Below are 13,097 nucleotides of genomic sequence, written 5' to 3'. Positions count from 1 at the left end.
TTTTAGTGATGATTAGTTGTATTATTTGTTAAAAGTTATGACCGACCCACTTCGACGCTGCTCAGTGCTGGCATATCTCCCTCCCGGCAGGAGTGGGAGGCTTGTTTCACTCCCCTCACAGGGGAGAGCCTGTACTAAGTGGAACAACTTAGGATTGCTTACGTAAGTTGGCCAGGGAGAGGTCTAGCCAAACAAATATAAAGGCACAACATGAACATTCATTTCCCGGTCATAATCCTGATCGCCAGGCCGGCGGCCGGCAAGAGCGAGGTCATTGATTACCTCAAGAAAACTCCCCTGGCTGAGCGGCTGGAGCGGTTCAAAATAGCCGAGCTGGCCGAGTTCGACGATTTTCCCTATATTTGGGAATGGTTCGAGGAGGACGATTTCCTGGAAAAGCACGGCAAGCCGCGGCTGCACACTCGGCCTGACTATTACTTTCTGGACGAGTTCGCCTGGCAGGTCTGCATCCAGAAGATCAACAACGCCTTCGCCAAGCGGCTGCACGGCGAGCCGGGGTTCATAGAAAAGCACACCGCCATCATCGAGTTCGCCCGGGGCGGGGAGAACGGGTTCCGGGACGCTTTCAACTTCCTGTCGGGCGAAATACTGGAACAGGCCCGGATAGTCTACATCAATGTCCCATACGAGGAATCGGTGCGCAAGAACAAAAAGCGGGCCCGGAAGGGCCAGGAGCACAGCGTGCTTTACCATTCCCTGCCCGATGACAAGATGGAATACTATTACAAGATCAACGACTGGGAGAAGCTGTCCGGCGGCATGGAGCAGGGGGTGCTCGAGATCAAGGGTCACAGGGTCCCCTTCGTCGTATTCGGCAACATGCCGGAGAAGACCGACGATCCGGCCAAGCTGGGCCCGGCCCTGGATGACGTGTTCGCCCGGTTGGGCGCGATCCGGGCCTGACCCAACTATTTTTGCCACAAAAAGCACATAAAACGTTATAACGTTACTACGTAAAAACGTTAAACGTATTTGAATTTTGTGCTTTCTGTGGCCATTGCCAAAAGTAATCCGATATAACATATCAATATGACTGCCATGTTCAAATCAAAAGAAGGCAGCACCGGGAGGCTGCTGGAACTTTGCGGCGGCTACTTCCTGTTCTACGTCATTTACACCGTGGCCACCAAGTACCTGACCGGTCCGGCCAGGGACGGCCTGCCCGGGGTGGACCAGATAGAACTGCTGATCTTTTCCACCGTGGGCGGCAGCCTGATCTGCCTGTTGGTGGTGCTTTTCGGCCGATGGGCCCGGATGGAATCAGCCAACATGATAACCTGGGGAAAATTAAAATTCCCGGCCGAGTACCTGTACATCATCCCCTCGGGCATCTGCACCGCTGTGGTCATTCCCACTACCACCCTGATGTACACCCTGCTGCGCTCGGTGATGGTGGCCATGCTGATCATGCGGGGCTCGATCATCATCATCTCCCGGCTGATAGATGCCATTCAGATCAAACAGAGGATACTCCACAAAAGGGTATTCTGGGAGGAAGAGGCGGCGGTGGTATTCGCCGTGGGTGCGGTCTGCGTCCAGCTGTTCTTCGTCAAGGACGCCGGCGGGGCGGACCTGTTCCACAACGTACCGGCCATGCTGGTGCTGGGAGGCTATCTGCTGGCGTATTTTATCCGGATCTACATCATGAACTATTACAAGAACACCAGGGGCCGGGGGTGCCGGCAGAACAACAAGGCCTTCTTTGGGGTGGAACAGGCGGCGGCCTCGGCCACCATCCTCACAGCTTTGCTGGCGGTGATGGTCCTGCCGGCAGCCGGGTCAAAACTGCTTTCGGTCCTGCAGCAGAATTACTGGTCCCCTTCGCCCTATGTGGCCGGCGAGGTGCTGGCCGGGACCGCTTATGGAATAGTGGCCTTTTTTTCGGTCTTCATTTTCATGTTCCATGGCCGCACCGCCACCTTCGCCGGGCTGTCTAACCGGCTGACCTCGCTGATGGCCGGAACCGCGGCCACCCTGCTGTTCGCGGTATTCTTCAAGGGGAGGTATCCCAAGCCGGAGGATTGGATCTCGCTGGCCCTGATCCTGATCGCGGTTGGTTTTATGACCCGGGCCGAGCTGAAGCGCTCGGCCGAACTGAAGAAGGAGGAGAAATCCTGCGCCAGGGACCAGTGAATATCCGGGCAGCCCTGAGAACCAATACCATCCCCGAACCCGTCAGCATCCCGCCCCGCCTCCGGTAGGTTAGGGGCGGATTTATTTCCTGCCAATGCTTAATTTCCTTGACCCGGAGCTTTTACATTTCGTATAATAAATAATCGTCTGTAACCATCTCCACGGCTTTTATAAACCGGGAGCTTTGCCTGTATGAGAAAAACGTTGGTCTTCATCTTGGTGTGGCTGATCTCTGCCGCCTGCTTTGCCGCCTTTGAGGAAACCGCCACCGACGCCCGCAATCTGGGAATGGGCGGAGCAGGGATCGCCTTGCCGGACTATCTTTCAGCCGGAATGGAAAACCCGGCCCTGCCGTGCTTGGCCCCGGTCCAGACCGCCGGCAGCGGAACCTCCATTCCGTTCGGTATGACCGACCTGACAGCCGTTTCGGCCCAGGCCGGATATCAAAAGGAAAAACTGGGACTGGCCGCAGGATTCAGCTCAATGGGCAGCGCTCTATACAGGGAGAACACCATCAAAACTGCGGTATCCTTCAGGCCTTTCAAGCAGGCCGGATTCGGACTGGGGATCTCGGGTTACAACCTGTCCATTCAGAGTTACGGCTCGGCCAACGCTCTGGGTCTGGATCTGGGCCTCATCGGTTCTCCCCTGGAAAACCTGACCATGGCGGCGGTAGCAAGGAACTTCAACCGGCCCCGGATCGGCAGCTCTGATGAGGAGATCGCCCAATGGCTGGACTGGGGTGTCTCTTACCGCCTGCTGAACCAGCTGACATTTGCTTTCCAATTGCAGACCCAGCGGGGATACAATTCCCAGTTGCGGTTCGGCCAGGAGTACCGGCATAACAGGCATCTGGCCTTAAGGGCCGGGTTTTCCAGCCAGCCGTCTTCCTTCAGTTTCGGGCTGGGGCTTTTCCTGAAAAAACTGAGGCTGGACTACGCCGTAAAGACCCACAGCTCCCTGGGCCTGGGCCATTGTTTGACGGTCAGCTGCATTTTAAGGCAAACCGTCTGGCCGGAGGAGACTGTTCCGGCGGTCTCCGATCCCTTGCCTAAAAAATCCATCCAAAGTCTGGACATCAATACCGCCACGGCCAAGGAACTGGAGATGCTGCCGGGGATCGGCGCCAAAACAGCGGAGCAGATCATAGCCTTCCGGGACAGCGCCGGTGCCTTTGTCTTTCTGGACGATCTGGGGAACATCAAAGGCATCTCCCGGCGCACCTTGGAAAACGTAGCGCCTTTCGTCAATCTAAAATTCAAACCGGAGCAGCCGGCGGCCAGGATCAACATAAATACGGCTGATCAAAAGGAACTGGAGGCCCTGCCGGAGGTAGGCCCCGGCACTGCTGCGGATATCATCGAATATCGCAGTGTTCAAGGGCTCTTCAAGCAGACGGAGGATATCATGAACGTCAAGGGCATCGGCCGGAAGACATTTGAGAAGATCAGGGACCTGATCACGGCAGAATAACTGGACAGGCTGGATTTCAAAATGCAAATTGCAAATTGTAAACTGCAAAAAATGCCCAAGCGCCTTCTACTGATATTCTTGCTACTGTTGCCTTCCGCCGTCCTCTTTTCCCAGGATCTGCCGGAAACAGAGGACGAAGAACTGATCCGGGAATACACCGACGAGCTGTCGTACCTGAGTTCTCATCCGGTCAACCTGAATCATGCCGGGCTGGATCAACTGCTGATGCTGCCGGGGATCACCGCCTATCAGGCGTTAAGGATCGGCGATTACCTGAAACAGAACCCCAATCTCAGCCAGCCGGAAATGCTGGTCCGGGATTCGGTGTTGGATCAAAGTGGTTTTGATGCTATCCTGCCATATCTCTGCATAGACGGAACCTTGGCGGCAAAAAAGCCTTTGGTTAAAGCTGCCTTGAAGGCCAAAAGGTCCTGGCCGTTGGCAGAAGAAATGGCCTCGGGCGACCAGGTAAACTCTCCCTGGGACTTTAGGGAAAAAGTTACGACAAATATTTTTCTAAATTACGAAGTGTTTGTCCAGGCCCAGAAGGATCCCGGCGAAGGCAGTTTAAAAGACTTTTATTCGGCCAATTTGTTTTATAACCCTCTCCATGGCCGTTATTCCTGGGTGGCGGGCGATTTCAGTTCGCGGATAGGCCAGGGGCTGATCCTGGGCGGCGGCGGGAGATCAATTGTCTCGGCCGGATGGACCCAGGCCAATCTTAAACAGGCCCAATTGATCAAACCCTATCACAGCGGGAGCGAATCGGCTTTTTTGCGGGGACTGGCCGGTCAGACGGAATTGCCGTATGATCTCACTCTTCTGGCGCTTTTTTCCCATAAGCGGATTGATGCCAAACTTGACTCCCTGGGACATATCGCCGGTATTTACACCGACGGCTACCACCGCGATTCTTCCGAATATGCCAATAAGAACAAATCCAGCGAAAGAATAGCGGCAGTCCGGTTGGGCTGGAAACCGGATCAACCAATTGAGATCGGAGCAACGGTCTGTCATACGAGCTATTCTCCAAACCTTAACGACAGTCTTTTTTTCCGGGCCAATGCCGGGGTTGATGTCCGGCTGATGTTTCCCGGGTTATGGCTGGCGGCGGAAATGGCCGGTTCCACCGCGGGTCAGACAGCCGCCAATGCCGCCCTGGGTTTCCGCAGCGGCCCGGCCGAATCATATTTCGCCTATTACCGCTATGGGGAAGGTTACAAGGCGCCCAGGTTCGGGGCCATGGAATACTACAGCGGCCGGGACGAGCAGGGGGCTGTGATCAGCTCCACCGTCAAAGTACCATTCAAGAACAAGTTCAGCGGACTGGGCTACCTGTTCCACCCTCTTTCGGCCGGGGCGGAAGTTGCCAAAGGACAAGGGGGGTACTTGTTGGAATTTGCCGCCGAAAATGATATAATAAAAGACTTGAAGCTTTCCTGGCGCTGGCGGCAAAAGGGCAAATACGAGATCCATTCCAGCGATGGGGAAAACGATTTTGAAGCCCTGGCGGTCAAGACCTCATACAAACTGTCGCTGGCCTGGGACATCAACCGCAAGCATACATTTTACGGGCATTACCAGCAGGCCGGTTACCGGATACCTCTCCTGCAAACCAGGGAGAGGGGCGAGTGTTTTGACCTGGGGCTTAAATACAAAGCCGGCCGAAATATCTCACTGTTGGGCCAAAGCGTCCTGTTCAACACCCAAGGCTACGACGCCCGGCTTTACGCCTCCGAGCCGGAGCTTTTGAACGACGCCTCTTTCCATGGCTATTGGGGCCGGGGCCGCCGCGATGCAGTGGTCTTAAGGTATGGTTTTGGGAAATGGGCCAAACTGGACCTGAAAGCGGCCCGGGAGATAAGGGATTACGAAAACGAGACCACCCGGAAGACCGAGGTGGGAATGCAGCTGGAAGTGATGATACCATGATTTTATTTAACCACATAAAGCACATAAGACACAAAACAAAGCCGAAAAGGAGTGGGAAATGAGAATCATCATCGCGTTATGCTCAATGATACTGTTGTTTTCCTTCACCGGTGTCCAGGCCCAGACGGACTCTGTCCCCGTTGCCGGCGACAGCATTCAAGCTCCGGCCCCTGCCGTGGAACTGCCAATCGCAGTTGAAAGTAATGCGTCCAAGACCGCTCCGGCACTGCCTGTCAGGAAGATGAAAGACGCTAACAGCCTGGCCGGGGCCTATTTGTTTTCTTGTAACGGTTTGTATTTTTACAATAAAAGCGTTGGAACAGGGACCGATTACGATTGGTATTCAGGCACTACAATAGAATATGATATAACATATAAAACTTATATGTATGCGGTTCTATTTAACGCAAATTATTTTGTGGCCGAGGGGTTTTCCATAGGAGGGACCTTGGGGGTATTGTCCATGTCCACCAAGCGGGAAACCGATTATGAAGAGGATTATTCTTTTTCTTATTTTGGCAATTCTGGAACCTCGGTCAATTTGATAGGCCCACGCCTGGCTTATTATCATGGGAAGAAAAACAGCAAGGTTCTGCCATTTGCATCTTTTGAATATGACATTCTGACCTCGGACTTTGGCGAAGAGGATGCAATGAGGATAGGAGCCGGTGTGCTGTTGCAGCCCAAGCCCCACTTTGGCATCTCCTTCGGACTGGATTACCTGAAGCTTGGGGACGAAGAAAAATCCACTAATATAATGGGCGTTTTGGGATTGACCGGAATAATTTACTAAACTGGAGATATAAATGATCATCACCATTCTGGCAACATTGTTCGTACTGGGAGTACTGGTCTTCGTTCACGAGCTGGGCCACTATTGGGCGGCCCGGAAGGTCGGGATAAAGGTGCTTAAATTCTCGCTGGGGTTCGGCCCCAAGCTGGCGGGTTTCAAAAAAGGCGACACAGAGTTCATTCTCTCGGCCCTGCCCCTGGGCGGGTACGTCAAGCTGGCCGGCGAGGAGGCCTTTGAGGACAACTACCAGGTACAGCCCGGCGACTACATGGCCGCGCCCTGGTGGGGCAGGGTCTTCATGGCTTTCATGGGCCCGGCGGTGAACCTGATATTCGCCTTTCTGCTGTTCATCCTGATCGGCTTTGCCGGGATCCGGGTGCCGGACTTTGCCCCGGTGGTCTCCAAGGTCCAGGACGGCACGGCGGCCCAGCAGATGGGGATACGGCCGGGCGATATCATTGTCTCCATCCAGGGCCGGGCGATAAGCTCCTGGCACCAGATACAGCTCGTTACCGACAGCCTGGCCAAACTCAGATCTGCCGATGCTCTGACCGTGGGAATAGCAAGGGAGGGCGCGACCAGCGAACTCAATGTTTCCTCCACCAAAGAAAAGCCCTGGCACGCCGGACTGGAGCCCAGCATCCAGCCCCAGCTGGGCGAGGTGACCCTGGGCATGCCGGCCTATCAGGCCGGGCTTACCAAGGGCGACCTGGTGCTGGCGATCAACGGCCAGCCGGTCAACAGCTGGGACGAGATGCGGCTTACCATCTACAAAAATGCCGAAAAGGAAGTCGGCTTAAAAGTACTGCGCCAGGGTGACACCCTGGATCTGAAGATAGTTCCGATAGAGCAGGACCTGCCCGGATACGGCAAGGTGGGGGTGATCGGGGTGACTCCGGTCCAGTTCGGCAGTTATAAGATCCGGCTGGGTCCGTTAGAATCACTGACTGCGGCCTTTTTGAACACCTCCAGCATAGTGGGTCGGACCTACAGCCTGCTGGGGAATATTGCCACCAAACCCAAAAACGCCAAACAGCTGGGCGGAATAATGATGATCGGCCAGATGGCCGGCCAGACCGCCCAAAAGGGTTTCTCCGATCTGCTATTCCTGATGGCGGTGCTGTCCATCAGCCTGATGGTGATAAACCTGCTGCCGCTTCCCATCATGGACGGCGGGGTGATCTTCTTCTGTCTGCTGGAGGGCCTGCGCAAAAAACCGTTGTCCAACAAGGTTCAGATGGTGATCCAGCAGATCGGGTTCGGGTTCATCATCATGCTTTTTGCCTGGACCATTTTCAACGACTCCATGCGGATATTCAACCGCCATTCGGCGCTGAAAGACCAGGGACAGCAACAGGAGCAAAATAAATAGGAAGTGATCAAATGGGAAATGGGAAGTAACCAGATGGGAAGTCATGAAATTGGAAATAGGAAGTGATGCACATGGCGACTGATGAGAAAAGAAATAACTGCAATCAGGAATTGGGAGACCGGTTTTACAAGTTTGCCCTTAGGATAATTAAGTTAGTGGGAACGTTGCCTAAAAGTATTGCCGGATATGAGCTGGGAAAGCAATTAGTGCGCGCTGCCATGTCGATTTCCGGCAACTACGAAGAGGCAAGAGGAGCCTACACCAAGCCTGATTTCGCCTTCAAACTAAGCATCTGTTTTAAAGAGGCCTGGGAATCTTATAACTGATTGTCGATGATCAAGGACAGCGGCTTGCTTGCCGGCAAAGATATTGACGAGGCGATCAAAGAAGCCAGGGAGATAAGGAACATACTGGGAAAAAGCGTTGAAACCGCCCGGAAACACTTGCAATAAATGGGAAGTACACTGAATGGTAAGTATTCAAATAGGAATTGGGAGGTGTGGTACCAACTAAAGGTAAATAGGAAAGGGGAAGTGTAGCGAACGGATAAAGTTCCCATTTCCCATTTATTTAGTTACTTCCTATTTGTGTTTGATATTGACTTTTAAGGTTTAAGCCTGCTATAATAAAATTTCTTTAGCCAAATAAAATTTTCACATATTATACTGAGGGGAGGAACTATTTTGAAAACCTATACTGCCGAAAAGATCCACAACTTAGTGCTGGCCGGACACGGCGGCTGCGGAAAGACAACCTTGGCCGAGGCTTTGATGCATCTGGTACGGCCGGCCGAAAGGCTGGGCCGGGTGGATGACGGCAATACCATGTTCGACTTCGATCCCGACGAGGTGGCCCGCAAGATCTCCATTTCCTCGGCCCTGGCGGCCTGCGAATACGGGGATCACAAGATCAACATCATAGACACCCCGGGCTACGCCGACTTCGCCGGCGAGGTCAAGGCGGGCTTAAGGGTGGCCGACTGTGCCGTGATAGTGGCCCAGGCGGTCTCCGGCATAGAGGTGGGCACCGACAAGACCTGGAAGTACGCCGACGAGATGAACCTGCCCCGGGCCCTGTTCATCACCCGGATCAAAAAAGAGCATTCCGATTTTTACCGGACACTGGAACAGGCCCAGGACATGTTCGGCAATCACCTGACCGCCATGACACTGCCCTGGGGCGAGCAGGCCGGTCTTAAAGGGGTGATAGACCTGACCCGGATGAAGGCTTACGCCGAAGAGAACGGCAAATCCACCGAGGCCGAGATCCCGGCCGAGCTGGCCGACAAGGCCAAGAAATTCCGGGAACGGCTTGTGGAATCAGCCGCCGAGACCGACGACGCCCTGATGGAAAAATACCTGGGCGGAGAAACTTTGACCGAGACCGAGATCGCCAACGGTTTGAAGGCCGGCATCGCCAGCCAGAAGATAGTGCCGGTGTTCGCCGGAGACGGATATTTTGAGATAGGCATCAAGGCCTTCGCCTCCATCGTTACCGCCTCCTTCCCCCCGGCCGCCAACATCAAAACGGTCAGCGCGGTCAAGGCCGGAACCGACGAGCAGGTGGAGGTCAAGTGCGATCCGGCCGGGCAGCCCCTGGCCTTCATGTTTAAGACTTCGATCGAATCCCATGCCGGCAACCTGAATTTCTTCCGGGTCTATTCCGGGTCCATTGAAACCGGCACTGAGCTTTACAACTGCTCCCGGAGCAAGGCCGAGAAATTCGGCCAGCTGTTCTATCCCCTGGGCAAGGAGCGGACCGACGCCGCCAAGATCGGCACCGGAGACATCGGGATCGCGGTCAAGCTCAAGGACTCCGGCACCGGCGACACCATCGGCCAGAAGGCCCATCCCGTGATCCTGCCGGCCATCATCCAGCCCAAGGCCTCCATCTCCATCGCGGTGGAACCCAAATCCAAGGACGACGAAGGCAAGCTGACCACCGGCCTCTCCAAGATCCGGGACGAGGACCCCACCTTTACCTACGGCTTTGTGCCCGAGATCCGGCAGACCTTGATCAACGGACTGGGCGAACTGCATCTGGATCTTATGGTCGGCCGTTTGAAGCGGAAGTACAATGTGGAGGTTAACCTGCTGAAACCCCGGATACCCTACCGCGAGACCATCACCAAAAAGGTGGAACGTTCCGAATACAAGCATAAAAAGCAGACCGGCGGTCATGGCCAGTACGGCCACGTGGTGCTGCGGTTGGAGCCACTGCCCAGGGGAACGGGCTTTGAGTTCGTGGACGCCATCGTGGGCGGGGTGGTCCCCAACAACTTCATCCCCTCGGTGGAAAAGGGGGTCAGGGCGGCCATGAACGAAGGCGCCGTGGCCGGCTATCACATCGTGGACGTCAAGGCCACCCTGCATTTCGGCTCCTACCACCCGGTGGATTCGGCCGGCACCAGCTTCGAGATCGCGGCGGTCCACGCCCTTAAGCAGGGCGTACTGGAGGCCAGCCCGGTGCTTTTAGAGCCGGTGATGAAGCTGGAGGTGACGGCTCCCGAGGAATTCGCCGGCCAGGTGATGGGCGACCTTAACTCCCGGCGGGGCCGGATCCAGGGGATGGAATCGGCCAAGGGAATGCAGGTGGTGAAGGCCACCGTGCCCCAAGGCGAGATGTACAAATATTCCACCGCCCTGCGCTCCATGACCCAGGGCCGGGGCAGTTTCGAGATGGAGTTCTCGCATTACGAGGACGTGCCGTATGAGACCACCCAGAAGATCATAGCCGAGGCCCAGAAGGAGAAAGAAGAGAAAAAGTAGGGGCGGGCGATCTGCTGATCGCCCAGCTATAATGTAAGGACACGGCATGCCGTGTCCCAACAAGACCCCAGGAAACAAACCCCCTGTCTTTAAAAAGACCGGGGGTTATTGTTAAAACACTTAACAACAGGTCTTATAAATGATAGATTAATATTATGCACTATAATATATTAAAGATATTGATAGCAGGAATATTTCTTGTTACAGTTTCCTATGCCGAGCAAAGAAAACAGGCCGCTTCTTACACGCCAACACAGGTCGCCTCAGCCATGGAAGCGATAGCCGCGAAGAGGGGATACACTATTGCTGCCAACATCCAGCGTTCTTCTGATGGTCGGTATGATATTCTTATCAAATATATTAACTTCGATACTTCCTTCAAGCCGACCTTGGGCAACAATTCAGTTATGGATGAATTCGTAAAACTTTGTGTTTCACAAACCGGCGCGCTGAAACCTCCGCTTGTTGATTGGAATTTGGGGCATTTATACATGTTGTTTGGAGACAGCATATTTGGTATTGATTCAAAAGTATGCAAACAGGTCATAAACTTCTCTCATAAAAAAGAAGAAAAGAAAGCCGTTAGCTTGTATAAAAGGCATATAAAAAGCAACACTCCAGAACTAAGAGCAATAATAAATCAATTTACAATACGTTAATAATACATACAAAACAAAACCCCGGTCTTTAAAAAGGCCGGGGTTTTACTGCAAATAAAAGATTGAAAAATGTATTGACCAATATTTTAATTTATGGTAAATTGATATATTATATTTCAGGCGATTTCAGCGTCCCGGCAGCCGGTTTTTAACAAAAATAAATCATGTAAAAAATGCCTCCCGAAAACAAAAACACTCCCCCCAAAAAGATCATGGTGCTGATGCCCGACGGCAAGGTGATCGAGCCTTCCGGCAAGCAGATCATGGTGATCATGCCCGACGGCCGGGTGATGGAGCCTTCCACCATCATGACCATCGAGGATATCCGGGACAAGCAGAAGACCGTGTTCCGGATGTTCGGGGGCAGCCCCCAGATGATCATGAGCGCCAAGGAAGCCCTGATGGTGGACCTCTCCGAGGTACTCAAGGAGGCCTTCGGCTCCAAGATCGAGGTGATGGGCCAGTACAAGACGGACATTCTGGTCTACTACGCCCCCAACGCCTTTTCCGGGGATAAACAGCGGGCCATCACAGTGGCCAACCAGGTCTACGCTGACCGGTTGAAACAACTGGAGACAGAGCGGCGGGAGCACATGGCGGCCATCACAAGGCTAAAGACCCTGTACGAGAACGAAAAGGGAAAATCCATTCAGTTTGCCACCATGGCCAACCAGTTCCGGCTGCAGACCCTCTCCGACAACGAGAAGGAACAATTGGTGACCCGGGCCCGCAGCGAGGCCATGGAGATGGTGGAGGAGGCGGTCAGGTCGATAGAGGCAGAAAAGGCCGATCTGGAGCGCACTCTGGAGCAGCTGGCCCAGCAGCTTTCCGACACCATCACCATCGCCCAGCATTCCGAGGAGATGGAGAACCTGAAGCAGGAGTACGGGGACGTAAACAAGCGGGCCATGCTGGTGCGCCCGGCCGCCAACCTGGAAGACCTGTCGCTTGAGCAGCAGCAGGAATATTCCCGGCGCCTGCCAAAACTTTCCGACGAGCTGGGCAACCCCAGGCTGTTCGACCTGGCCGAGGTCCTCAAGTTAAAGGAGGGGGAACAGGGCTTGTGCGAAGGCAGCCACGTGCTACTGCGCTTCCAGCCAGGCGACGAGGTGAAGTATTTCATCGGCCGCCTGTTCTTCAACGACACCAAGGACTATGTCTGTCTGGGGCAGGGCTTCGAGATCACCTCCAGCGTCTACAAGGGCAAGGCCAAGGGAGAGATCCCCAGCGACGAGGAAGTGCTGGGATTATTGAGCAAGAATCCGCTCCACGTCCAGATCTATCTGGAGGCTGTCAGGAATTCCTCCATTCAGACCGTCCAGTTCTGGCTGCACGAGCTCAAATCCGGCCAGCTGCTGGAGATCCAGTCCATAGACCAGGTGATCGGCGACCTGCAGGAGACCCAGATGCACATAGCCCACCACCGGAACTACGAACAGGAACAGTCCGAGACCGTGTGCGGAGCTGAAGTTTCCATCCTGGAACAGCAGTCCACGGTGGACGAGGAGATGCAGACGGTCAAAAGGCTGATAGTGACCCCCCTGGCCTCAAAATACGTGCCCGACGAAATGGAGTGGCGCAAGAAGGAATCGCTGGCCCGGGACAAGTTCCAGAAAGAGATCGCCCAGAGGGAGCTGAAAAAACTAAGGGACAAGAAACGGACCGAGGTCCAAACTATCTACGAGACAGTCAGCCGGCTGATTTTCGACGAGGAGATGGTGGGCCGGTCCAATGTCAATCTCAAGAAATACCCGCCTCAGATCATGGCCCTGCGGGAAAAGATCGGCGACCGGACGGCGGAGCGGATCAAGCACGACGCAGGCCTGCTGAAGAAACTGCTGGAAGAGATTGAGTAAAAAATATATGGGAATTAGGAAATAATGTAAATAGGAAGCTGAGCAAGTTGCTATCCTAAGGATGACACTTAGAAAAGGGCTAAACAATAA

General features: G+C 54.2%; 10 protein-coding genes. All 10 read left to right on the top strand.

What is annotated here, in order from left to right:
• Positions 1-210 precede the first annotated feature (210 nt).
• The 10 genes from HZA73_00155 to HZA73_00110 all read left to right on the top strand — a co-directional run bounded on the left by HZA73_00155 (position 211) and on the right by HZA73_00110 (position 13,007).
• A complete protein-coding gene (locus HZA73_00155; GenBank protein ID MBI5804436.1) occupies positions 211-924 on the top strand; it encodes a hypothetical protein in 714 nt (237 codons plus the stop codon).
• Between the two features lie 135 nt (positions 925-1,059).
• Positions 1,060-2,154 (top strand): hypothetical protein, encoded by a 1,095-nt coding sequence (locus HZA73_00150; GenBank protein MBI5804435.1) that lies wholly within the window; start codon positions 1,060-1,062, stop codon positions 2,152-2,154.
• Positions 2,155-2,346: 192 nt separating this feature from the next.
• On the top strand, positions 2,347-3,627 hold the full coding sequence (locus HZA73_00145; protein MBI5804434.1) for a helix-hairpin-helix domain-containing protein: 1,281 nt from the start codon (positions 2,347-2,349) through the stop codon (positions 3,625-3,627).
• Positions 3,628-3,678: 51 nt separating this feature from the next.
• On the top strand, positions 3,679-5,559 hold the full coding sequence (locus tag HZA73_00140) for a helix-hairpin-helix domain-containing protein (GenBank protein MBI5804433.1): 1,881 nt from the start codon (positions 3,679-3,681) through the stop codon (positions 5,557-5,559).
• A 58-nt stretch (positions 5,560-5,617) separates the two neighbouring features.
• A complete protein-coding gene (locus tag HZA73_00135; protein ID MBI5804432.1) occupies positions 5,618-6,352 on the top strand; it encodes a hypothetical protein in 735 nt (244 codons plus the stop codon).
• A 13-nt stretch (positions 6,353-6,365) separates the two neighbouring features.
• Positions 6,366-7,724: an RIP metalloprotease RseP gene (gene rseP, locus HZA73_00130; protein MBI5804431.1), complete on the top strand. Its 1,359-nt coding sequence runs from the start codon at positions 6,366-6,368 to the stop codon at positions 7,722-7,724.
• A gap of 71 nt (positions 7,725-7,795) precedes the next feature.
• Complete coding sequence (locus tag HZA73_00125) at positions 7,796-8,050, top strand: four helix bundle protein (GenBank protein MBI5804430.1); 255 nt, start codon at positions 7,796-7,798, stop codon at positions 8,048-8,050.
• A 357-nt stretch (positions 8,051-8,407) separates the two neighbouring features.
• Entirely contained in the window at positions 8,408-10,492 is a 2,085-nt protein-coding gene (gene fusA / locus HZA73_00120) for an elongation factor G (GenBank protein ID MBI5804429.1), read from the top strand.
• 155 nt (positions 10,493-10,647) lie between these two features.
• Positions 10,648-11,151: a hypothetical protein gene (locus HZA73_00115; protein MBI5804428.1), complete on the top strand. Its 504-nt coding sequence runs from the start codon at positions 10,648-10,650 to the stop codon at positions 11,149-11,151.
• A gap of 173 nt (positions 11,152-11,324) precedes the next feature.
• Positions 11,325-13,007, top strand: coding sequence for a hypothetical protein (locus tag HZA73_00110; GenBank protein MBI5804427.1), 1,683 nt, complete (start codon positions 11,325-11,327; stop codon positions 13,005-13,007).
• Positions 13,008-13,097 lie beyond the last annotated feature (90 nt).

Source organism: candidate division TA06 bacterium (assembly GCA_016235665.1).
GTDB lineage: Bacteria > Edwardsbacteria > AC1 > AC1 > EtOH8 > UBA5202.
The sequence above is the reverse complement of the archived record's forward strand: the minus strand, read 5'-3'. Positions and strand labels throughout refer to the sequence as shown.